Raw genomic sequence first — 22,828 nt, forward strand, 5'->3', positions numbered from 1 at the left:
TGCCTGACTGCGCGCTCAGGGCGCGCCCGTCGCGCCGCACCAGGGACCGCCCCTTCCCGCGAGACTGCACGCAAACCACGAGACAGCGCGTGGCACGCTCCGTCTCGTGCTGAGTATGCAGTCTCGCGGGAAGAAGGGGCGGGAAGAGCGCCACGGGTCAGCGGGAGCGGGCGAGGGCCCGGTCGATGTGAGCCACGACGTTCTCCGACCCGTGACGCGTGCCGACGGATGCGGCGGCGCCGCGCATGCGCTCGAGCCGGTCGTGATCGGCGAGCAGCGGCACGATCTCCGATCGGATGCGGTCGGGCGTGCACTCGGCGTCGGGCACGATGATCGCGGCCCCCGCTTCGACGGCGGATGCGGCGTTCAGGCGCTGCTCGCCGTTTCCCACCGCGTACGGGACGTAGACCGCGGGGATCCCGAGCGCGCTGATCTCGCTGACCGTGGCGGCGCCCGAGCGCGACACGATCACGTCCGCGAGGGCGAAGGCGAGGTCCATCCGGTCCACGTAGCGCCGCATCGCGTACCCGGGTACGCCCGGATCGGGGAGCTCGGACCGCTCCCCCGTGATGTGCAGGAGCTGCCAACCGGCATCCAGCACGTCCTGCCACGCGCCGGCGAACGCCTCGTTCAGCCGCAGGGCGCCGAGGGAGCCGCCGAACACCAGCAGCGTCGGCCGCTCGGCATCCAGGCCGAACGCGTCCGCCGCCTCGGCCCGCTTCCCCGCCCGGTCCAGTTCCACGATCTCGCGCCGCAGCGGCATCCCCACGACCTCGCCGCCGCGCAGCGGCGTGCCGGCGAAGGCCACCCCCACCGCGGCCGCGCCCCGCGCGCCCAGCACGTTCGCGAGACCGGGCTTCGCGTTGGCCTCGTGCACCACGTACGGCACGCCGGCACGACGGGCCGCGACGTAGGCGGGAGCCGAGGCGTACCCCCCGAATCCCACGACCACGTCGACACCACGGGAGCGGATGTGGCCGCGGACCTGCGCGATCGCCCGTCGCCACCGCGCGGGGAACAGCAGTGCGCTCCGGTTCGGACGCCGCGGGAAGGGGACCTTGTCGACGAAGAGCAGCTCGTACCCGCGCGCGGGGACGAGCCGCGCCTCCAGGCCCTCACGGGTGCCGAGCACGAGCACCTGGGCGTCGGGCTCGCGTTCGCGGAGGGCATCCGCCACGGCGAGCAGGGGGTTCACATGGCCGGCGGTTCCCCCGCCGGCGAGAAGGTAGGTCGTCACCGGGAGATTCTGCCACGTACCGGCTGTACGACCGCCGACGCCGGCGCGCGCACGGGGAGGGTGCGGGCGAACGAGAGCAGCACGCCGCAGGCGAGGAGCACCGACACGAGCGAGGTACCGCCCTGCGACATGAACGGGAGCGGAACGCCGAAGACCGGGAGGAGGCGCAGCACGACGCCGATGTTCATCAGCGCCTGTCCGACGATCCAGACGGTGATGGCGCCCGCCGTGATCCGCACGAACGGATCGTCGGTCTTGCGCACGATGTGGAACGCCCCGACGGCGAACAGCGCGAACAGCAGGAGCACCACGATGCAGCCGATGAGGCCGAGGTCCTCGCCGATGATGGCGAAGATGTAGTCGTTGGCGGCGGCGGGCAGCCAGTACTTCTCCTTCGAGTTGCCGAGACCCAGCCCGAACACGCCACCCCCGGCGAGCCCCCAGATGCCGTGCAGAGGCTGGAAGCAGTCCCCGTAGTAGTCGGCCAGGCAGTCCTCGTTGAGGAAACTCAGGAATCGCCGCATGCGGTCGGGGCTGCTGATGGCGAAGTACGCGACCGCCACCACGGCGAGGATCACCGGGAGGACGAAGACCCGCAGCTTCACACCGGAGAAGAACAGCGCCGAGAGCAGGATGAGCACGAGGATCATCACGGTACCGAGGTCCTCGCCGGCCAGCACCGTCGCGATGACGGCGACCGCGACCGGCACGGCGGGGATGAACACGTGCCGCCAGTCCGCGAGCAGGGTGCGCTTGCGGAACAGGATGAAGCCGAGCCAGATCGCCAGGGTGATCTTCAGGAACTCCGCCGGCTGCGCTTGGACTCCGGCGATCGAGATCCAGTTCCGGTTGCCGTTCGCGCTGATACCGAGCGGGGTGAACACGAGCAACTGGAAGAGCGTCGCGAGGATGAGCGCGGGCCACGCCGCCCGCTTCCAGAACGACAGCGGCATCCGGGAGGCGACGAACATCAGCGGGATGCCGACGACGGCGAACACCCCCTGCTTCAGCACCGCCTCGTACGGCCCGCCGCCCGCACTGTCGGACGTCGCCGAAGTCGCGGAGAGGATCATGACCAGCCCGAACCCGGTCAGCAGCAGCGCGGTCGAGGCGATCAGCAGGAACTCGCTCGGCACCGGGGCGAACACCCGGCCGAGGGAGATGCGTGCGGCCAGGCCGCGGCGAGGGGCGGGCTCAGGCCCCGGCGGGACCGGTTGCGTCGTCTCGACCACCCGCATCCCTTTCGATTCTGTTCCGTACGGCCTCGGCGAAGAGCCGGCCCCGGTCGGAATAGGACGCGAACTGGTCGAAGGATGCTGCGGCGGGAGCGAGGAGGACGACATCCCCGTCACTGGCCACCTGCGACGCCACCTCGACCACCTGCGCCATGACGTCTTCAGTCTGCGCGGGGTCCACCTCGAACAGAGGCACCTCCGGCGCGTGTCGCGAGAACGCGGCGAGGATCGCGGACCGGTCGGCCCCGATCACGATGGCCGCCTTCGACCTGCGACCGCGGCCCGCCACCAGCGCGCTGATGTCGACGCCCTTGAGGAGCCCGCCGACGATCCAGACGGCGCCAGGGTAGGCGGCCAGCGAGGAGTCCGCCGCGTGCGGGTTCGTCGCCTTGGAGTCGTCCACCCAGGTCACCCCTGCCGCCGTGGCCACGACTTCGATGCGGTGCGGGTCCAGCCGGAAGGTGCCCAGTGCCGTGCGGATGTCGGCCGGTGACACGCCGAGGGACCGCGCCAGTGCCGAGGCGGCGAGGATGTTCGCCACGACGTGCGGTGCGGCGAGCCCGTATCCGGACAGTTCGTCGACGGTGATGATCTCCAGTGCGCTCGAGCGGCGCTCCTCGAGGAAGGCGCGGTCCACGAGGATGCCGTCGACGACCCCGAGGTCGCTCGGGCCGGGAACGCCGAGATCGAATCCGATGGCACGGGCGCCCTCGACGACCTCCGCCTCCTCGACCATGAGGCGGGTCGCCGCGTCCGCCTTGTTGTACACGCACGCGATGCGGGTGTTCTGGTAGACGAACGCCTTCGCGTCACGGTATCCGGCGGCCGAACCGTGCCATTCCAGGTGGTCGTCGGCGAGGTTCAGGCAGACGCTGGCGTACGGCGAGAGGGGCTCCGGGCCGTTCTGCAGCGACAGGTACCACAGCTGGTGGCTCGAGACCTCGACGACCAGGACGTCGAACCCGGCCGGGTCGCGCACCGCATCCAGCACCGGCACCCCGATGTTCCCGCAGGGGGCCGCGCGCAGCCCGCCGGCGGCGAGCATGGTCGCCGTGAGGGACGTGGTGGTGGTCTTGCCGTTCGTGCCGGTGATCATCACCCAGTCCGCGGGGGTGCCGTCCGGGCGCAGCACCTTGTCGCGCACCCGCCAGGCGAGCTCGATGTCGCCCCAGAGCGGGATCCCCTCGCGCTGCGCCCACGCGATCACGGGGTGCGCCGGCGCGAAGCCGGGAGACGCGACGATGACCTCGGGGCGATGGTCGACGAGTTCGGCGGGGACCTCGTCGAGCGATCCGGTCCACAGCCGGGCGCCGATCACGGGCAGGAGCCGCGCATACTCCTCGTCTGCTCGCTCGGTGAGCACGAGTACGTCGGCGCCCAGTTCGGCGAGCGTGTCCGCGACCGAGAACCCGGTGACCGACAGCCCCAGCACGGCGACCCTGAGTCCCGACCAGTCGGCGTTCCAGCTGGTCAGCGGATCCAGTCGTGCGGAGTTCATGAGCGTACGAGCCATTCCACGTAGAAGAGGCCGACACCGGCCAGGGCGAGAAGACCCGCGATGATCCACATCCGCACCACGATCGTGATCTCCGGCCACCCGCGCATCTCCAGGTGGTGGTGGAGTGGACTCATCAGGAAGAGCCGTTTGCCGCGGGTCAGCTTGAAGTACCCCCGCTGCAGGATGACCGATCCCGAGGCGAGCACGTAGACACCGGCGATGAGGGCGAGCAGCAGCTCGGTTCGCGTCAGGATCGCCATCGCGGCGATGACGCCGCCGATGGACATCGACCCGACGTCGCCCATGAACACCTGCGCCTTCGGCGCGTTCCACCAGAGGAAGCCCACGAGCGCGCCGATGAACGCGGCGGCGATGATGGCGAGGTCGAACGGATCGCGGGTCTGGTAACAGGCGTCCTGGAGCCCCCGCTCGATGGCCTCCATGTCGCAGGGCTGCTTGAACTGCCAGAAGGAGATGAGGGCCAGCGCGCTGGTGACGAAGATGGCCGAGCCGGCGGCGAGACCGTCGAGACCGTCCGCGACGTTGACCGAGTTCGACGAGGCGACCCCGATGAAGGCGATCCAGGCCAGGTAGAGGATCCAGCCGATGACGACGCCCAGGGCCATGAAGGACAGCACGGGGATGTCCCGGAACAGCGAGATGTAGGGGCTCGCGGGGGTCTGCCCGTCGGCATTCGGGAAGTTCAGCGCCAGGATGCCGAAGGGGACGACGACGAGGACCTGACCGAGGACCTTCCGCCACCCGCTCAGACCGAGGCTGTTCTGCCGGCGCACCTTCATGTAGTCGTCGATGAACCCGACGATGCCGAAGCCGACCATCATCCAGATCACCAGCAGGCCGGAGATCGTGGGCGGATTGCCGCCGGCATACGTGCCGATGAAGTAGCCGACCAGGGTTCCGACGATGAAGATCGTCCCGCCCATGGTGGGGGTGCCGCGCTTGGCGCTGTGGCTCGGGTTGTGCTCGTTCTCGGGGGTGCGGATGACCTGCCCCCAGCCCCACTTGCGGAACAGCCGCAGGATGACCGGGGTGAGGAACAGGGTGAACGCCAGCGAGATCGCCGCGGCTGTCAGGAGGGATCTCACGAGAACGATTCTCCCAGACGGTCGCCGAGGAACCTGAGGCCCGCGGAATTGGAGGATTTCACGAGCACGCGGTCACCGTCGCGGAGTTCGGTCATCAGGTAGTCGTACGCCTGGTCCGCGTCGGGGAAGAACACCGCTTCGTCGCTCCAGGATCCTTCGGAGATGGCCGAGATGAACATCCTGCGCGCCTCCGCACCGATCACGACGATGCGCGGGATCCGCAGGCGCACGGCGAGCTCGCCGATGCGGTCGTGCTCCTCGCCGGCGTACTCCCCCAGCTCGCTCATGGCGCCGAGCACCGCCACCATGCGCTCCCCCGGGGCGGTCATCTGCGCGAGGGTGCGCAGAGCCGCCGTCATGGAGTCCGGACTCGCGTTGTAGGCGTCGTTGATGATGCGCACCCGCTCGGACCCGAGCGGCTGCATCCGCCAGCGCTCAGCCAGCTCGAGGGATTCCAGCCCGGCGACGCAGTCCGCCACCGTCACGCCGAGGGCGGTCGCCGCGGCGACGGCCGCGAGGGCGTTCATGACGTGGTGCGCGCCCAGCACATGGAGCGTGACCGGGAGGGTCTGCCCATCGGCGGTGAGGGTGAAGCGGGTGCCGGATGCGGTGACCTCGATGCCTTCGGCACGCACATCCGCCTCGGGCGTCTGTCCGAACCAGCGCACCGTCCCGGAGCGCTCGGCCGCGATCGGGGCCATGTCCCGGACGCGGGGATCGTCCGCGTTCAGCACGGCCAGCCCTCCCGTCCGCAGTGCGCGCACGAGTTCCGACTTCGCGTGGAAGGTCGCCTCGATGCCGCCGAAGCCGCCGGCGTGCGCCATCCCCACCATCAGGACGACGGCGATGTCGGGTTCGACGAGTCCCGCCAGCCGCGCGATCTCGCCGGGGCCGCTCGCACCGAACTCGCTGACCAGGAAGCGCGTGGAGCGCCGTACCCGCAGCATCGTCAGGGGCGCGCCCACCTCGTTGTTGAAGGAGGCGCGCGGGGCGACGGTCTCGCCCTGCGACTCGAGGATCCGGGCGAGCATGTTCTTGGTCGTCGTCTTGCCGTTGGAGCCCGTGATCCCGACGATGCGGAGATCCTCCTCGGCACGCACGATCGCGACGACCTCTCGGGCGAGGTCGGCGAGGGCGGTGACGGCATCCGGGACGACGATCTGCGAGACGTCCGCGTCGACCGGTCGTTCCACGATGGCGAGGGCGGCGCCGGCCGCCACGGCGGCGCCGACGAACACGTGCCCGTCGGTCGTCTCACCGGGCTTGGCGACGAAGATGCCGCCGGGGCCGATCTCGCGGGAGTCGGTGTCCACGGTGCCGTCGACGACGGTCTCGGGGGTGTCCGTGCCGGCGAGACGTAGGGTGCCGCCGAGCACGCTGGTGATGTGGGAGAGAGTGAGTGCGATCATGTCTGGTGCGGGCGCGCGGTGGCTCAGCCGGTCTTCGGCAGCAGCACGGGCTGCGAGTCGGAGGGCATGACCCGGAACGTCTTCAGAACCTGGGTCATCGCCTGCTGGAATCCCGCCGCGTTGGCCGCAGACGACCTTACCCCAGTGGGCTGATCGAGGGTGACCGCCACGACGTACTCCGGGTCGTCCGCGGGCGCGAATCCGATGAGGGTCGTGAAGTACACGCCGCTCTTGTACCGCCCGTTCTCGGCGACCTCGCCGGTGCCCGTCTTGCCGCCGAGGCGGTAGCCGTCGATCGCCACGGCCTTGGACAGACCGCCCTGGACGAACACGTTCTCGAGCATCTGCTGGACCTGCTCGGCGCTTTCCGCACTGACCACCTGGGTGGGCTCCCCGGTGTCGGTGGTCTCCACCGTCCCGTCGGCGCGCGTGCAGGATTCGATGAGCGAGAGCGGGATCTTCGTGCCGTCGTTCGCGATGGCCTGGTAGGCCCCGACCAGCTGCGGCAGCGTCGTGGCTACGCCCTGCCCGAACGCGGTGTTGTAGAAGGTCTGGTTGTCCCACTCGGAGACGGGACGCAGGATGCCGGTCGCCTCGCCGGGGAAGCCGACGCCGCTCACCTCACCGATCCCGAACCGCTGCAGGTAGTCGTACCGCGTCTCCGCCGGCACCATCTCGGCGAACTTCGAGATGCCGACGTTCGAGGAGTCAATGAGCACCCCGGCCAGGGTGTAGGTGGTCGCACCGTGCCCGATGGCATCGGCGACGCGTGCGCCGTTGGGGAAGGTCTCGCGTCCCGAGGCGACGACCGTGCTCGTGGCGCCCGCCGCGCCGGAATCGACGACCATCGCGGCGGTGAGGCCCTTGAAGGTCGAGCCCGGTTCGAACGTGCCGCGGAAGATCCTGCTGCTGCGATCGCCGTCGGCGGAGGCGGAGACGTTGTTGGGGTCGACCGTGGGGTACTCGGCGGCCGCCCGGATCTTGCCGGTCTTCGCCTCGACGACCATGATCTGCCCGTGCTGGGCCCCCTGGTTCTGGGTCTGCTCGGCGATGAGCTGCTGCAGGTACCACTGCAGGTCCCGGTCGATCGTGAGCTCCAGCGTGCCGCCGTCGACGGCGGGGGTGAGCCGCTCCGTGCCCGGGATGACGACCCCGTCCTTGCCCCGATGGTACGAGCGTGTGCCGTCGGTCGCCGCCAGGCACGAGTCCTGCGCGCTCTCCAGTCCTTCCAGCGGCTGCCCGTCCGCTCCGACGAAGCCCACCAGGTTCCCGGCCACGGCACCATCGGGATAGGTGCGTGCCGGATGCTGCTTCATGTGCAGGAACGGGATGCCGAGGTCGGCCAGCGCACGGTACTTCTCGGTCGACAGTCCCTTGATCAGCTCCGCGTACTGGCTGTCCGGGTTCGCCTCGAGCGCGTCCGCGACGATCTTCTGCACGTCTTCGGCGCTCTGGCCGGTGATGGCCCCGATCTGGGCGGCGACCGTCGGCCAGTCCACCTCGACCTTCTCCCCGTCGGCGCCGGTGCGGGTGATCGGTCCGACGTTGCTCGGGTCGAGCTCCGCGTCGTACTGCAGGATGCTGCCGGCGAGGGTCTGGCCGTTGGTGTCGACGATCGAGCCTCGCGTGCCGTAGAGCGTCGTGGACGCGCCGATGCCCATTGCGAGCGAGTCGTCCACGTGCTCACGAGCGCTGACGACCTGGATGTCCACGAGGCGGACGACGAAGACGAGGAGGACGGCGAGGACGACGGCGAGGGCGACGACGGTTCGGCGACGGGGGCTGCGGGTGCTTCTCGTCGTCATGGTCTCAGTGTGTCGTGGGGGTCGGTAGTCCGTCGGTCAGGGAGGGGGGTGTCGCCGTATCGACCGCCGGATCGGTCAGGGGCACGTGCACCCCGTCGATCGTGGCGTCCGGAGCCGTCACGAGCGGCACCTGCGTGATGAGGGCGTTCGGAACGGAGCCGCGGCCGAGCGCATCGATGGACGAGGTGTACACCGATGCCTGCTGGCTGCCCAGCACCGCTCCGTCGCTCAGCCGCAGGTAGCTCGGCGATTCGTTGATCACCATGCCGAGCGCCGCCGCGTTCGCCGCGAGATACTGCGGGGAGCTCAGCCCGGCGACCTCGTCGTAGAGGATCTGCTTCTGCCAGGTGAGCTCGCGCTGTTGCTGGGCGAGCGCCGACAGCTCGTAGGAGCTCTGCGTCGAGAGCACGGAGAAGAGCATCTGCGCGCCGGCGATGGTCACGGCCCCCATGACGGCGAGGATGCCGTAAGCGAGCTTGGGACGCCGGCGTCGCGCGGTGTGCTCGACGGGACGCAGCGTCCGTCCCGGGACGCGATGCCCGGTCTCCTCTTCGAACGGGACGGGGGTGAACAGCGGCTCGGCCGCCGTGGCTGCAGCGCTCATACCGCCTCCCGGATTCGTTCGGCGGCGCGCAGGCGCACCGGGATGGCACGCGGGTTGCGCGCCCGCTCCTCTTCCGAGGCGAGTTCGGCGCCCTTGACGAGCAGGCGGAAGCGAGGGGCGTGCTCGGGCAGCTCCACCGGGAGCCCGGCCGGCGACGTCGAGGCGGAGGCACGGGCCAGTTCTCGTTTGACGAAGCGGTCCTCGAGCGACTGGTACGACAGCACCACGATCCGCCCGCCCACCCGGAGGAGATCCAGGGCGGCCGGGATGGCGCGCTCCAGAGCAGCGAGCTCCGCGTTGACCTCGATGCGCAGCGCCTGGAACACGCGCTTCGCCGGGTGACCGGCGTTCTTCAGCGCCGCGGGGGTCGCCGCATCCAGGATCTGCACGAGCCGGGCGGACCGCTCGATCGGCGCTTCCGCGCGGGCGGCGATGATGGCGCGGGCGTAGCGTCCGGACAGCTTCTCCTCGCCGTAGCGCTCGAAGATCCGGCGCAGTTCGCCTTCCGAATAGGTCGCGAGGACATCCGCGGCAGTCGGGCCGTCGCTCTGGTCCATCCGCATGTCCAGGGGCGCGTCCTTGGCATAGGCGAAGCCCCGGTCCGCCTCGTCCAGCTGGAGGGAGGAGACACCGAGGTCGAACAGGATGCCGTCGACCCGGTCGTACCCCGCCTCGGACACGGCGCGGGCGATCCCGTCGTAGACGGTGTGCACCAGGGTCGTGCGGTCGGCGAAGCGGGCGAGCCGCTCCCCCGCGATCCGCAGGGCGTCGGTGTCGCGGTCGAGCCCGATCAGGTGCAGGTCGGGGAAGCGCTCCAGGAACGCCTCGCTGTGACCGCCCATGCCGAGCGTGCCGTCGACGAAGACCGCTCCCGGTGCGGTGAGTGCCGGGGCGAGGAGCTCGACGCAGCGGTCGAGCATGACGGGGGTGTGGATGTCGCGGAGGCTCATGATGTGGGGCCGGTCCCTCGGTCCCGATCCCCATCCGCTCTCCGACCTGACACCGGGGAAGTGCGTCAGGGTGGGGGCGGCTGGGAGTCGGGGCCGAGGGCTCAGAACAGGCCCGGGATCACCTCCTGCTCCAGCTCGGAGTACACGGATTCGTTGCTTTCGGCGTAGGAGTTCCAGGCGTCCGCGTTCCAGATCTCGGCATGCGCGCCGACGCCGGTGAGGACGAGGTCGCGCTCCAGTCCCGCGTAGGCACGGAGTGCGGGAGGGATCGTGACGCGGTTCTGGCCGTCCGGCTTCTCGGCGCTGGCGCCGGAGAGGAACATCCGCAGGAAGTCGCGGGCCTGCTTGTTGCTGAGCGGCGCTTCCCGGATGCGCTCGTGCACGCGCTCGAACTCGGCGGTGCTGAACACGTAGAGGCAGCGGTCCTGCCCGCGGGTGATAACGACGCCGGCTCCGAGGTCGTCGCGGAACTTGGCCGGCAGGATGACACGGCCTTTGTCGTCGAGCTTGGGGGTGTGCGTTCCCAGCAGCATTCGCGCATTCCCCCCTCCTTCGTCCGGCCCACGTGTGAGGTGCGCACCACTTTACTCCACTTCCCTCCACTTCACTACCCTCAGGCCGCTCGGAGTGGGCGGATCCTCCCCTTCGGCGCCCGGCGCGAGGAGCCGCCTCCCTCCGGGCGCACGAAAAAGCGCCGCCCCCGGAGGGGCGGCGCTTTCGAGAAGCGAGTAGGTCAGCGGCCTTCTTGGCGGCGGTCCCATCGGTCGTTCATCCGGTCCATGAACGAGCCGGACGGCGCACTGCCGGAGCTGCGCGGTCGGGCCGCGGACGGCGCCCGGAGCGTGCGTGAGGGTGTCACCGCGAGGATCACTCCACCCAGCATGAGCACGAAGCCGATCACACCGACGACGATCAGCTGCGTCGACAGGCCCACGATCAGACCGCCGAGACCCGCGAGGACGAGGATCGTGCCGTAGACGATGTTCCGATAACTCAGGGTACGGCCCGCCTCAGGAGCACTGACGACGTCGGCGTCGTGACTCATGAGATGGCGTTCCATCTCGTCGAGCAGGCGCTGCTCTTGTTCGGAGAGAGGCATTCATCCCCCTTGGGTGACGGTGTTGCACTGATTCTACGCGTCGTCGGTTTGACTAGGCTAGGCCTGTGTCGAGCATGTCAGATGCGATCGAGGCGGTTTCCCAGCGTCTGGACAACTTCTTCTCATCGCAGTATCGGAAAGCCGGCGAAACGGGCCCGGAAGGGGCCGATTTCGTCCGTGCGACGGCGGCGTCCGTGCACGGCGGAAAGCGACTGCGCGCACGGTTCTGCCTGACCGGCTGGCGCGCTGTCGCCGAGGTGGCCGGCCGGGGCTCCACCCCCGATGACGCGGCCGTCGCCGCCGCCGCATCCCTCGAGGTGTTCCACGCCGCAGCCCTCGTGCACGACGACCTCATCGACAACTCGGACACCCGTCGCGGACACCCCGCGGCGCATCGGGCCCTGGAGGCGCACCACCGCGGACGCGGATGGGCCGGTGACGCCGCCGCCTTCGGTCGCTCCGCAGCGATCCTGGGCGGCGATCTCCTGGTCGCCTGGAGCGACGACCTGCTGGAGGAGGGGTTGCTGCGCGCCCGCCCGGAGGACGCTGCGGTCGCCCGCGCCGAGTACGGCAGGATGCGGCGCGGCGTGACGATCGGTCAGTTCCTCGACATCGCCGAGGAGTCGGCGTTCGTCACGGAGGACGATGAGCGCCACGCCGAGCGGGCGCTGCGGGTCGCCTCACTGAAGTCCGCGCGCTACAGCGTGGAGCAGCCCCTGCGGATCGGGGCCGCCCTCGCCGGCGCCTCGGACGCGCAGCTCGACGCGCTCGGCGCGTTCGGCCACCCCATCGGTATGGCCTTCCAGCTGCGCGACGACGTGCTCGGGGTGTTCGGCGACGCCGAGGTGACCGGCAAGCCCTCCGGAGACGACCTGCGTGAGGGCAAGCGCACGGTCCTCATCGCCTATACCCGCGAGGGTCTCGCTCCCGCAGACCGGCCGCGCTTCGACGCCCTCATCGGCGACCCGACGCTCCACGCGGACCAGATCGCGGCTCTGCAGCGGACGATCGTGGAGACGGGCGCCCTCGAGCGCGTCGAGGAGCTGATCAGCAGCTACACCGCCGAGGCGGATCGAGCACTGGCAACCGCGCACCTCGGCGAGGCCGCCGTGGCCGAGCTCGAGGAGCTCGCCCGCGCCGCCACCGCCCGCGCGGCCTGACCGGGTCCGCGGGCGATCAGGCGAGGGTCCGCGCGATGCGGCGGACCTCGCTCTTGCGTCCCTGCAGCAGGGAGGCGATGGGCGCCTGGCCGATGGCCTCCTCGTGATCGAGCAGCCAGTCGATGGCCTCGTCGTCGGTCAGCCCGGCATCCCGCAGCGCGATGATGGTGCCGCGGAGGGAGCTCAACGGCTGCCCCTCGACGAGGAAGATGCTCGGGACCGCGAACGGACCGTTGCGACGGGAACCGATCAGGTACGCCTCGTCCAGGTAGCGGCGCACTCGGCTCAGTGATTCGCCGGTGGCCTCGACGAGGTCCGGCATGGTCAGCCAGTCGGTGGGGGTACGGGGGTGGATGTCGCCGGTCACCCAGCAACTATCCCACCTCCCGGGCGGTGCATCCGAACACGCTGGTCACATCCGCCTCACGAGTCACACTGCTTGACACCGTTTTACAGGCGTGTCAGGGTGTCCGGACCCCCGGAAGGACGATCCACCATGAGGAGGACGCCCATGTCTTCGCACGCCTTCATGACCCCCCGTCTCTCGGCCCTCGGCCTCTCCGCCGTCGCCGGCGGGATGGTCCTCGCCCTGCATCCCTCGGGTGCGGAAGCAGCCGAACGCGCCCCGCTGGCCGCCGCGCCCGCCACCCATGTCGTACCGGCGCAGCCGTCACCTCCCCCGTCCGGCCACACCGTCGTCGCCGGTGAGAGCGTGAGCACGATCGCAGCGCGCTACGGCCTCGCGACGACGGACGTCCTCGCCTGGAACGGCCTCAGCTTCGGCGATTCCGTCATCCGCCCCGGCGACGTGCTGGTGCTCGCCGCGCCCGCCGCCGCTCCCCCAGCTGCCGCTCCCGCAGCCCCCGCTCCCGCCGCACCGGCCGCACCCGCTCCGCTGGGTCACCTCGTGCAGGCCGGCGACACCATCGCGGCGATCGCGGCCCGCAACGGCACCACGACGCAGGCGGTCCTCGCCGCCAACGGGCTCACCTGGGACTCGATCATCTACCCCGGTCAGACGATCGCCGTCCCGGCCGCATCCGCCCCGGCCCCGGCGCCGGCAGCGGCACCCGCCGCCGACTCCGCTCCCGCACCGGCACCGGCACCGGCACCCATCGACCTCGACGCCGAGCAGATCGCGAACGCGAGGATCATCATCGGCGTGGGCCGCGAACTCGGCGTCCCCGACCGCGGGATCGTGATCGCGCTCGGCACGGCGATGCAGGAGTCCTGGATCCGGAACCTCGACTGGGGCGACCGGGATTCGCTGGGACTGTTCCAGCAGCGCCCGTCCACCGGGTGGGGAACCGAGGAGGAGATCCGGGACGCGACCCGCGCGGCGCGTGCCTTCTACGGAGGCGCACAGGACCCGAACGGCTCCCGCACCCGCGGGTTGCTCGACATCCCGGGGTGGGAGTCGCTGCCCTACGCGGACGCCGCGCAAGCGGTGCAGATCTCCGCCTACCCCGACCGCTACGCGCGGTGGGAGCAGCCGGCCACCACCTGGCTGGCCGCACTCGGCTGAATTCCCGGTCCGGGGGTGCGCCGCTGCCGCGGCTCACAGCCACGGCTCCGTAGACTCTGATCGTGAGCACGAGCCAGCGCGCGGATCCGCTGATCGGCCGTCTGGTCGACGGACGGTACCGCGTGCGCGCCCGGATCGCCCGCGGCGGGATGGCGACGGTGTACGTCGCGACCGACCTCCGCCTCGAACGCCGCGTTGCGCTGAAGGTCATGCACGGGCACCTGAGCGACGACACCGTGTTCCAGAGCCGCTTCATCCAGGAGGCCAGGGCGGCCGCGCGACTGGCCGACCCGCACGTGGTCAACGTGTTCGACCAGGGCCAGGACAGCGACATGGCCTACCTGGTGATGGAGTACCTGCCGGGCATCACCCTGCGCGACCTGCTGAAGGAGCAGCGCCGCCTCTCCATCCCGCAGACGATCACGATCATGGACGCCATCCTCTCCGGGCTCGCCGCCGCGCACCGCGCCGGCATCGTGCACCGTGACGTGAAGCCCGAGAACGTCCTGCTGGCCGAGGACGGCCGCATCAAGATCGGCGACTTCGGGCTCGCCCGCGCGACGACCGCGAACACGGCGAGCGGGCAGCAGTTGCTCGGCACCATCGCCTACCTCGCCCCCGAGCTCGTCACCCGGGGCAGCGCGGACGCACGCAGCGACATCTACGCGCTCGGGATCATGCTGTACGAGATGCTCACCGGCGAACAGCCATACAAGGGCGAGCAGCCCATGCAGATCGCCTACCAGCACGCCACCGACTCGGTCCCGCGGCCGAGCGTGAAGAACCCCGGCGTCCCCGAGCCGCTCGACGAGCTGGTGCTCTGGGCGACCGAGCGCTCCCCCGATGCACGGCCCGTGGACGCCGACGAGATGCTGCGCCGGCTCCGCGACATCGAACGCGAGCTGGGCGTCGCCCCGCAGGTGGCACGAACCCTCGCCGTGGGCACCGCGATCGACGACGAGGCATTCGACTCGGGCGAGCTCACCAAGGCGATCCCCGCGGCCCTCACCGGACCGACGCCCGTCGCCGCGGACGCGGACAACGCCTCGTTGCTGCGCCGTCGCGCGCGGCGGCGAGCGGCCAAGGGCGGCTGGCTCTTCACGATCGTGATCCTTCTGGCTGCCCTCGCCGGCGGCATCGGCTGGTGGTTCGGTTCCGGTCCCGGCTCCCTCGTGGCGGTGCCGTCCGTCACGGGACTCACCTTCGAGGAGGCCGAGGCCGCCCTCATCGCGCAGACGCTGGTGGCCGAGCCCGCCGAGGAGTACAGCCTGGATGTGGAGGCGGGGCGCGTCATCCGCACCGAACCGGGCGGTGGCGAACGCCTGGAGCAGGACTCCGTGGTCCGCGTCATCCTGTCCCTGGGTCCGCAACCACACGAGGTGGGCGCCCTCGCCGGGATGGGCGTGGATGAGGTCACCGCCGCACTCCAACAGGTCAAGGTCGGCATCGCCGATCCCGCGTACGTCTTCACGGATTCGGCCGACGGAACGGTCGTCTCCGCATCCGTCGCGCGCCCCGCAGGCGGGGAGCCGGTCGACTGCTCCGGCGGCTGCACCGTCTACGAGGGCGACACCGCATCCCTACTGGTGTCCCGTGGCCCCGTCCCCGACGTGTCCGGGCTCAAGCCCGACGACGCCGTGCGTGCGCTCGAGAGCGTGGGGCTCGACGTCTCCGGCGACCGCCCGACGGAGACGTCGGAGGACGTCGCGAAGGGCAACGTCATCCGCATCGCGGAGCGCGACGGCGGCGGCGACTGGCGTCCCGGCGACACGGTCACCCTCGTCGTCTCGGACGGGCCGCCGCTGTTCCGCGTACCGGATGTCACGGGTCAGAACCGCGACCAGGCCAAGCGCGCCCTCGCCGACGCGGGCTTCACCGCGGACTACCTGCCCACCTGGGATCTGTTCCCGAACGGCTCCACCCGCGTGGAGGCGCAGAACCCCGCCGCCGGATCCATGGTGGTCCGCGGCACGAAGGTCTCCCTGCGCTTCAACGTCTCCGGCTGATCCCGCACCCACGCATCGCCGAGCCACCCCGCAAACGCCGAACCACCCCGGTATGCGCGGGGCATAACGGGGTGGTTCGGTGCGTAAGGGGTGGGTCGGCGGAGAAGAAGCGCGGGTCAGCGCTTCTCGAGCTCCTCGGCCACGAGGAACGCGAGCTCCAGGCTCTGCATGTGGTTCAGGCGCGGGTCGCACAGCGACTCGTAACGCGTCGCCAGCGTGGCCTCGTCGATCATCTCGGACCCGCCGAGGCACTCGGTCACGTCGTCGCCGGTCAGCTCCACGTGGATGCCGCCGGGGAAGGTACCCACGGCACGGTGCGCCTCGAAGAAACCACGCACCTCGTCCACGACGTCATCGAAACGACGGGTCTTGTACCCGGTCGGGGTCGTGATGCCGTTGCCGTGCATCGGGTCGGTCACCCACAGCGGGGTCGCGCCCGAGTCCTTCACCGCTTCCAGCAGGGGCGGCAGCGCATCGCGGATCTTCCCGGCACCCATCCGGGTGATGAAGGTGAGCCGGCCCGGCTCGCGCTCGGGATCGAGCTTGTCGATCAGCGCCAGCGCGGTGTCGGTCGACGTCGTCGGCCCGAGCTTCACGCCGATCGGGTTCCGGATCTTCGAGAAGTAGTCGACGTGCGCACCGTCGAGGTCGCGGGTGCGCTCCCCGATCCAGAGGAAGTGCGCGGACGTGTTGTACGGGGTGAGGGTGCGCGAGTCGATCCGCGTCATCGGACGCTCGTAGTCCATCAGCAGGCCCTCGTGGCCCGTGTAGAACTCGACGTGACGCAGCTCTTCGAAGTCCGCGCCGGCGGCCTCCATGAACTTGATCGCACGATCGATCTCGCCGGCGATGCGCTCGTAGCGCTGGTTGGCCGGGTTCTCGGCGAAGCCCTTGTTCCAGCTGTGCACCTCGCGGAGGTCCGCGAACCCGCCCTGCGTGAACGCACGGATGAGGTTCAGCGTCGACGCGGCGGTGTGGTAGCCCTTGAGCAGGCGCTGCGGGTCGGCCGTGCGGGAGCCTTCGGTGAAGTCGAAGCCGTTCACGATGTCGCCGCGGTACGCGGGCAGCGTCACCTCCCCGCGCGTCTCGGTGTCGCTGGAGCGCGGCTTGGCGAACTGGCCCGCCATCCGGCCCATCTTCACAACGGGCATCGATGCGCCGTAGGTGAGGACGACGGCCATCTGCAGCAGCGTCTTGATGCGGTTCCTGATCTGCTCGGCGGTCGCGCCGGCGAACGTCTCGGCGCAGTCACCGCCCTGCAGGAGGAACGCGCGACCGGATGCGGCACGGGCGAGGCGGTCCCGCAGGCGGTCCACCTCTCCGGCGAACACCAGCGGGGGCAGGGTCGAGATCTCGGCGGAGACGTCGGCGACAGCGTCGGCGTCGGGCCACATCGGCTGCTGCTTGATGGGCAGCGTCCGCCAGTGATCGAGAGGATCGAGCGAGGAGAGCATCCCGTCAGTCTAGCGAGGAGCGGGTCCCCTCAGATGCGCGTGCCACGGCTCGGTTCTTCACGGTCGAGGCGTAGACATCCTCGTACTCCTGGGCGCCCAGTCGCTGCAGCGCGATCATGATCTCGTCGGTCACGGACCGCAGCACGTAACGGTCGCCCTCCATGCCGGCGAAACGGGAGAAATCGAGGGGCTCACCGATCACGATGCCGACACGTCCGATCCGCGGGATCCGCTTCCCGATGGGCATGATGGTGTCGGTGTCGACCATGACCACCGGCACGACCGGAACGTGCGCCTCCAGTGCCATCCGGGCGATGCCGGTCCGCCCCCGGTAGAGCTTCCCATCGGGGCTGCGGGTGCCCTCCGGGTAGATGCCGAGCAGGTCTCCACCCCCGAGCACCTGCAGGCCGGTGTTCAGCGAGGCCTCGGACGCCTTGCCGCCGGAGCGGTCGATGGGGATCTGACCTGTGCCCTTGAAGAACGCCCGCGTCGCCCACCCGCGCAGGCCGCGCCCGGTGAAGTAGTCGCTCTTGGCCAGGAACGACATCGGCCGGTCGATCATCAGGGGGAGGAAGATCGAGTCGGCGAACGACAGGTGGTTGCTGGCGAGGATCGCCGCCCCCTCCGCGGGGATGTTCCGCCGCCCGACGATCCAGGGCCGGAAGACGCCCTTCACGATGGGGCCGATCACGACGTACTTCATCAGCCAGTAGAACATGCGTCAGTTCTCCGTCAGGAACCGCCGCCGCGCGAGATCCGCGACGCCGATGACGCCGGCGTCGTTCGTGAGCCGCGCCACCGCGAAGTCGGCGACCGGGCGCGAGCCGTACGCGGGCATGGCGTCGGCGAACGCCTCGCGCATGGGAGCGAGCAGCACCTCGCCGAGCTGGGACACTCCCCCGCCGATGACGAAACGCTCCGGATCGAGGATGGCGGCGAAACTGCCGCACGCGGTGCCGACGGCGACGGCGATGCGCCGCAGCGCTTCCAGGGCGCCCGGGTCGCCCTGCTGCACGAGACGGGAGATCACCTCACCGCTGAGCCCTTCCGGTGCTCCGGCAGCCGCCGCCAGGCCGGCACCGATGCCGAATGCGGCGTCCTGGGCGATCTCCGCCGCCTCCTGCTGCAGTGCGCGCCCGGAACCGTAGACCTCGAGGCAGCCGCGCTGTCCACATCCGCATGTGCGCCCGTTCGGGATGAGCCGCATGTGACCCAGCTCCGCGGCGACACCATGGCCACCGCGCAGCAGCGCGCCGTCGACGACCACCGCGCCGCCGACGCCGGTGCCGAGGGTCAGCATCACGACGTCGCGGAGGTCCTCCCCCGCGCCGTAGCGGTACTCGGCCCATCCGGCGGCGTTGGCATCGTTCTCGATGAGCACCGGAACGCCGGTGAGCGCCTCGAGACGCTCGCGCAGCGGTTCGTCGCGCCACGCGATGTTCGGGGCGAAGTACACGCGCGACCGATCGCGGTCGATGAACCCGGCCGCGGCGACTCCCGCGACCACGGGCTCGCCCGCCGCCAGCTCGGTCACCATGGCTGCCACGGCGGCCTCGATCTCGGCGACGTCCACCGGCGTGGCGACGCGACTGCGGCGGATGATGTCGCCGTTCTCATCGACGATGCCGCCGGCGATCTTCGTCCCGCCGATGTCGATTCCCACTGCGTGCACAGTGCCGTCCCTTCGCGTCCGTGAGCCTCCAGAAGCCTAGTCCGCGACACGCTGCACTCCTACTGACGAGCAGCGGTGGGACTGAGTATCACGGATGCGTAGACTTGCGTCTCACAAGCCCGACCCCGCACGGTATCGAAGGAGCTGCCGATATGAGCGCTACAGTTTTCGAAGTCCCCGCGATCGTCCCCGCCGATCCCGAGGCGAACATCGCCGATCTCCTCGCCGACCGGGTCTCCGCGACGCCGGACCTCGCCCTCTTCGCCGTCCCCGACGGCGACGGATGGCGAGACGTCTCGGCCGCTGAATTCGAGCGGCAGGTGATCGCCCTCGCGAAGGGCTTCGTCTCCGCCGGGATCGAGCCGGGCGACAAGGTGGGGTTCCTCGCCCGCACGACGTACGACTGGACCCTGGTCGACTTCGCCCTCTTCTACGCGGGCGCCGTGATGGTGCCCGTCTACGAGACGAGCTCGCCCGGCCAGATCGAGTGGATCCTCTCCGACTCCGGCGCCGTCGCCGTCATCGTGGAGAGCGCCGCGCACGCGGCGAGCCTGGCCGAGGTGCGGCCGAACCTCCCCCTCATCCGGTCGGCGTGGCAGATGCAGTCCGGGGACCTGGACACCATGATCACCGCGGGCGCGTCCGTCCCGGACGACGAGATCGCGCGCCGGCGGAAGCTCGCCAACGCCTCGGACATCGCCACACTCATCTACACCTCGGGCTCGACCGGCCGCCCCAAGGGCTGCGTCCTCACCCACGGCAACTTCGTGGAGCTGTCGCGCAACTCCGCCGTCGCCCTGCACGAGGTCGTGGAGGTGCCCGGCGCATCCACCGTGCTGTTCATCACGACGGCCCACGTGTTCGCACGATTCATCTCCATCCTGAACATCCACGCCGGGGTGAAGACCGGTCACCAGCCCGACACCAAGCAGCTGCTCGCCGCACTGGGTTCGTTCCACCCGACGTTCCTCCTCGCGGTGCCGCGCGTGTTCGAGAAGGTGTACAACTCCGCGGAGCAGAAGGCCGAGGCGGGCGGTAAGGGCAAGATCTTCCGCGCCGCCGCGCAGGTCGCCGTCGACCACTCGCAGTATCTGCAGGACGGCAAGAAGATCCCGTTCGGCATGCGCATCAAGTTCGCCCTGTTCGACAAGCTCGTCTACAGCAAGCTGCGCGCGGCCATGGGCGGCTCCGTGAAGTTCGCGGTCTCCGGGTCGGCCCCCCTCGGGCCCCGCCTCGGCCACTTCTTCCACAGCCTCGGCATCCACATCCTCGAGGGGTACGGCCTCACCGAGACGACGGCACCCGCGACGGTCAACCTCGCGGAGAAGTCGAAGATCGGCACCGTGGGTCCCGCCCTTCCCGGTGTCGGCATCCGCATCGCCGAGGACGGCGAGGTCGAGGTGCGCGGCATCAACGTCTTCAAGGAGTACTGGCGCAATCCGGAGGCGACCGCCGAGGCGTTCGACGGCGACTGGTTCAAGACCGGCGACATCGGTTCGCTGGATGAGGACGGCTTCCTGACGATCACCGGCCGCAAGAAAGAGATCATCGTCACGGCAGGCGGCAAGAACGTCGCGCCGGCGGCGCTGGAGGACCCGATCCGGGCCAACCCGATCGTCGGACAGGTCGTCGCCGTGGGCGATCACCGCCCGTTCATCTCCGCGCTGATCACGCTGGACTCCGAGATGCTGCCCACGTGGCTCGCCAACAACGGGCACCGCGCCGACATGACGCTCGCCGAGGCGGCCAAGGACCCGGCCGTCCGCGCCGAGGTGCAGCGCGCGGTGGACCGGGCGAACGCGAGTGTCTCCCGCGCCGAGTCCATCCGCAAGTTCACGATCCTGGAGACGGAGTGGACGGAGGCATCCGGCCACCTGACCCCGAAGATGTCGATCAAGCGGAACGTGATCATGGACGACTTCACGGTCGAGGTCGAAGAGCTCTACCGGGTGCCCGAGAACACCAGCAACATCCCGCTCGCGTAGCGCAGCACCAGTGAGGCCCCCGTATCCGATGGATGCGGGGGCCTCATCACGTTGTGCCTGCGCGGATCAGAACCAGTCGCTCTCGCGCACTTCGCGCAGCGCCACGCGGCGCTGCTCACGATCGAGCCGATCGAGGTAGAGCAGACCGTCCAGGTGGTCCGTCTCGTGCTGAAGGGCCTGGGCGAGCAGACCGTCGCCCTCGAGGACCACTTCGTTGCCGTCCAGGTCGATGCCCACCGCCTTCGCGTGCGGATAGCGCATCACGTCGTGCCAGAGGCCCGGCACGGACAGGCAGCCCTCGCCGACCGGCTCCGGTTCCCCGGAGACCTCGACCAGGACGGGATTCAGGATGTACCCGATGTCGCCGTCGATGTTGTAGCTGAAGGCCCGCAGGCCCACGCCGATCTGAGGGGCGGCGACGCCCGCGCGGCCAGGGAGCTCCACGGAGTCCAGCAGATCCCGCACGAGCGCCCTGATCCCGTCGTCGATGTCGTCGATGGGCGCGCTCTGGCTCTTCAGGACGGGGTCGCCGAAGAGCCGGATGGGGCGGACGGTCATGCCGCGCCCGTCGCGCGGACGGTGCCGATGCCCTCGACGACGACCGCGGCGAGCTCCCGTGCCGCCGTACGCGTGGCCGGCTGCAGGTCGCGGAACGTGATCGCCCCGCCGGTCGCGATGCGGGCGTCGTACGGCAGGCGGACGACCGCGCGGACGCGGCTGCGGAAGTGCTCCTCCAGCTCGTTCTGCCGGATCAGGGGCGCACCGGGCCGGGAGGCGTTGAGGACGACCACGGCCTGGCGGGCGAGGTCCGCGTAGCCGTTGGTCTCCAGCCAGGTCAGCGTCTCCGAGGCGAGTCTCGCCTCGTCGATGCTCAGTCCGGCGACGATCACGAGCGAGTCGGATGCCTCGAGCGTGGCCCCCATGACGGAGTGGACGATGCCGGTACCGGTGTCGGTCAGCACGATCGAGTAGTAGTGGGCGGCCAGTGCCGCCACGTCACGGTAGTCGGAGTCGTCGAACGCCTCCGAGATGTGCGGGTCCGCATCCGACGCGAGGACGTCGAGACGGGTCTCGTCGCGCACCACGATGGAGGAGATCTCGTTGAATCCGTGCACCCGCGTGCGGGAGCCGGTCAGATCGCGTACGGTCTTCCCGCTCGGGCGGCCGATCCGCTCCGCGAGCGTGCCTCGGTCCGGGTTCGCGTCGAGAGCGATGATCCGGTCCTCGCGAGCGTCGGCGAGGGCCATCCCGAGAAGGGCCGTGACGGTCGTCTTGCCCACCCCGCCCTTACGGGACAGGATGGCCACGAAGCGCGCGCCGCCAGCGAGGGGCGCGGCGATCTTGGCGTCGAGTTCGCGGCGACCGCGGGCACGCCGGCTGTCCGAGAGCCGGACGCGACCCCCGGTCAGGCTGTACACGAGATGGGGCCAGGTACCCTCCGGCTCACGCCGCGGAAGACGGTCGCCCTGCAGGAGGCGGTCCGCCGTCAGCAGGTCCGGCGTCTCACGGTGGGCGTCCTGTTCGTCGACGCGTCGCGCGGCGAGGGTCACCGGTGCGGGGACCGCATCCGCCGCCTGCTCCAGTGCGCGCCCCTCGGCGCGCGCCGGACGGGGCGCGTCCGTGCGGGGCTCGGCCCTCCGGGGAGCGGCCGAGACCGGACCGGTGGGCGCGGGTTCCGCCTCCGGCGTCACGCGCGGGGTCTCGCCGGTGTCGTGGACCTCGACGGCGTCCACCGTGTCCGTGCGCGGTGCCGACGGATCCGGCTCGGTCCCCTCGACGTCGTCCTCATGCACGACATGCACTTCCTCGGTGTCGGCGGGGCGTGTGATCGACACGAAGGCGACCGGCTCCGGGGCCACGTCGTCGGCGAGGACGTCGTCATCGACGTAATCGTCCTCGTCGCTCGGTGGCAGGGTCACCGCGACCTGCGCGGTCTGTGTGCCCAGGATGTCGAACCCTGCGGCGTCGACGCTCACAGGCTCGTCGATGATGTCATCATCGCCGTCCACCTGGTTCTGATCGTCTCGATCAGGCATGCTCAGACAACTCCCAACGGATCGCCGGACCTCCGGCGCCATCCACC

Annotated in this window: 20 protein-coding genes; 4 read left to right on the forward strand and 16 right to left on the reverse strand. The window is 70.2% G+C overall.

Features of this window, described 5'->3' with window-relative positions:
- Positions 1–157: 157 nt before the first annotated feature.
- The 10 genes from F6J84_RS09440 to F6J84_RS09485 form a co-directional block, all read right to left on the reverse strand.
- Positions 158–1,237, reverse strand: coding sequence for a UDP-N-acetylglucosamine--N-acetylmuramyl-(pentapeptide) pyrophosphoryl-undecaprenol N-acetylglucosamine transferase (locus tag F6J84_RS09440; RefSeq protein ID WP_150973258.1), 1,080 nt, complete (start codon positions 1,235–1,237; stop codon positions 158–160).
- Positions 1,234–2,475 carry a putative lipid II flippase FtsW gene (gene ftsW, locus F6J84_RS09445; protein ID WP_150973260.1) on the reverse strand — a complete coding sequence of 414 codons (1,242 nt, stop codon included), beginning with the start codon at positions 2,473–2,475 and terminating at the stop codon, positions 1,234–1,236. The genes F6J84_RS09440 and ftsW overlap by 4 nt, the downstream gene beginning before the upstream one ends.
- Positions 2,432–3,970 (reverse strand): UDP-N-acetylmuramoyl-L-alanine--D-glutamate ligase, encoded by a 1,539-nt coding sequence (gene murD / locus F6J84_RS09450; protein ID WP_150973262.1) that lies wholly within the window; start codon positions 3,968–3,970, stop codon positions 2,432–2,434. Before murD ends, ftsW begins: the two co-directional genes overlap by 44 nt.
- A complete protein-coding gene (mraY, locus tag F6J84_RS09455; RefSeq protein ID WP_150891765.1) occupies positions 3,967–5,076 on the reverse strand; it encodes a phospho-N-acetylmuramoyl-pentapeptide-transferase in 1,110 nt (369 codons plus the stop codon). Before mraY ends, murD begins: the two co-directional genes overlap by 4 nt.
- Positions 5,073–6,485, reverse strand: a complete 1,413-nt coding sequence (locus F6J84_RS09460) for a UDP-N-acetylmuramoyl-tripeptide--D-alanyl-D-alanine ligase (RefSeq protein WP_150973264.1) — start codon at positions 6,483–6,485, stop codon at positions 5,073–5,075. The genes mraY and F6J84_RS09460 overlap by 4 nt, the downstream gene beginning before the upstream one ends.
- 23 nt (positions 6,486–6,508) lie before the next feature.
- Positions 6,509–8,290, reverse strand: coding sequence for a peptidoglycan D,D-transpeptidase FtsI family protein (locus F6J84_RS09465; protein ID WP_150973266.1), 1,782 nt, complete (start codon positions 8,288–8,290; stop codon positions 6,509–6,511).
- A gap of 4 nt (positions 8,291–8,294) precedes the next feature.
- A complete protein-coding gene (gene ftsL, locus F6J84_RS09470) occupies positions 8,295–8,894 on the reverse strand; it encodes a cell division protein FtsL (RefSeq protein WP_224785716.1) in 600 nt (199 codons plus the stop codon).
- Complete coding sequence (gene rsmH / locus F6J84_RS09475; RefSeq protein ID WP_150973267.1) at positions 8,891–9,844, reverse strand: 16S rRNA (cytosine(1402)-N(4))-methyltransferase RsmH; 954 nt, start codon at positions 9,842–9,844, stop codon at positions 8,891–8,893. The genes ftsL and rsmH overlap by 4 nt, the downstream gene beginning before the upstream one ends.
- A 101-nt stretch (positions 9,845–9,945) precedes the next feature.
- Positions 9,946–10,377: a division/cell wall cluster transcriptional repressor MraZ gene (gene mraZ / locus F6J84_RS09480; RefSeq protein ID WP_150891769.1), complete on the reverse strand. Its 432-nt coding sequence runs from the start codon at positions 10,375–10,377 to the stop codon at positions 9,946–9,948.
- 200 nt (positions 10,378–10,577) lie between these two features.
- The gene (locus tag F6J84_RS09485; RefSeq protein ID WP_150973269.1) at positions 10,578–10,943 is read right to left on the reverse strand and encodes a DUF3040 domain-containing protein; all 366 of its coding nucleotides are present in this window, start codon (positions 10,941–10,943) and stop codon (positions 10,578–10,580) included.
- Between the two features lie 65 nt (positions 10,944–11,008).
- On the opposite strand from F6J84_RS09485, the gene F6J84_RS09490 reads away from it, so the two are divergent.
- Positions 11,009–12,103 (forward strand): polyprenyl synthetase family protein, encoded by a 1,095-nt coding sequence (locus F6J84_RS09490; RefSeq protein WP_238702444.1) that lies wholly within the window; start codon positions 11,009–11,011, stop codon positions 12,101–12,103.
- A 16-nt stretch (positions 12,104–12,119) separates the two neighbouring features.
- Here F6J84_RS09490 and F6J84_RS09495 read toward each other — a convergent pair whose 3' ends face one another.
- Positions 12,120–12,470, reverse strand: a complete 351-nt coding sequence (locus F6J84_RS09495) for an Rv2175c family DNA-binding protein (protein ID WP_396652318.1) — start codon at positions 12,468–12,470, stop codon at positions 12,120–12,122.
- Between the two features lie 129 nt (positions 12,471–12,599).
- Here F6J84_RS09495 and F6J84_RS09500 point away from each other — a divergent pair, with 129 nt between their 5' ends.
- Positions 12,600–13,628, forward strand: a complete 1,029-nt coding sequence (locus F6J84_RS09500) for a LysM peptidoglycan-binding domain-containing protein (RefSeq protein ID WP_420846153.1) — start codon at positions 12,600–12,602, stop codon at positions 13,626–13,628.
- A 62-nt stretch (positions 13,629–13,690) separates the two neighbouring features.
- Entirely contained in the window at positions 13,691–15,634 is a 1,944-nt protein-coding gene (gene pknB, locus F6J84_RS09505) for a Stk1 family PASTA domain-containing Ser/Thr kinase (protein ID WP_150973273.1), read from the forward strand.
- A 116-nt stretch (positions 15,635–15,750) separates the two neighbouring features.
- Here pknB and F6J84_RS09510 read toward each other — a convergent pair whose 3' ends face one another.
- From F6J84_RS09510 to F6J84_RS09520, 3 genes are read right to left on the reverse strand one after another with little or no spacing between them, the layout of a single operon-like run.
- Positions 15,751–17,088 carry a class II 3-deoxy-7-phosphoheptulonate synthase gene (locus F6J84_RS09510; protein WP_150891773.1) on the reverse strand — a complete coding sequence of 446 codons (1,338 nt, stop codon included), beginning with the start codon at positions 17,086–17,088 and terminating at the stop codon, positions 15,751–15,753.
- Between the two features lie 4 nt (positions 17,089–17,092).
- On the reverse strand, positions 17,093–17,806 hold the full coding sequence (locus F6J84_RS09515; protein ID WP_150973275.1) for a lysophospholipid acyltransferase family protein: 714 nt from the start codon (positions 17,804–17,806) through the stop codon (positions 17,093–17,095).
- 3 nt (positions 17,807–17,809) lie between these two features.
- Positions 17,810–18,760: an ROK family glucokinase gene (locus tag F6J84_RS09520; protein WP_150973276.1), complete on the reverse strand. Its 951-nt coding sequence runs from the start codon at positions 18,758–18,760 to the stop codon at positions 17,810–17,812.
- 152 nt (positions 18,761–18,912) lie between these two features.
- Between F6J84_RS09520 and F6J84_RS09525 the strand changes: the two genes are divergently transcribed.
- Entirely contained in the window at positions 18,913–20,745 is a 1,833-nt protein-coding gene (locus F6J84_RS09525; RefSeq protein WP_150973278.1) for an AMP-dependent synthetase/ligase, read from the forward strand.
- Positions 20,746–20,811: 66 nt separating this feature from the next.
- Here the strand turns inward: F6J84_RS09525 and F6J84_RS09530 are convergent, their stop codons facing one another.
- Both F6J84_RS09530 and F6J84_RS09535 read right to left on the reverse strand, forming a co-directional pair.
- Entirely contained in the window at positions 20,812–21,303 is a 492-nt protein-coding gene (locus F6J84_RS09530; protein WP_150973280.1) for a peptide deformylase, read from the reverse strand.
- Positions 21,300–22,781: a MinD/ParA family ATP-binding protein gene (locus F6J84_RS09535; protein ID WP_150973282.1), complete on the reverse strand. Its 1,482-nt coding sequence runs from the start codon at positions 22,779–22,781 to the stop codon at positions 21,300–21,302. Before F6J84_RS09535 ends, F6J84_RS09530 begins: the two co-directional genes overlap by 4 nt.
- Between the last annotated feature and the right edge of the window lie 47 nt (positions 22,782–22,828).

The sequence above is a fragment of the Microbacterium caowuchunii genome, assembly GCF_008727755.1.
Taxonomy (GTDB): domain Bacteria; phylum Actinomycetota; class Actinomycetes; order Actinomycetales; family Microbacteriaceae; genus Microbacterium; species Microbacterium caowuchunii.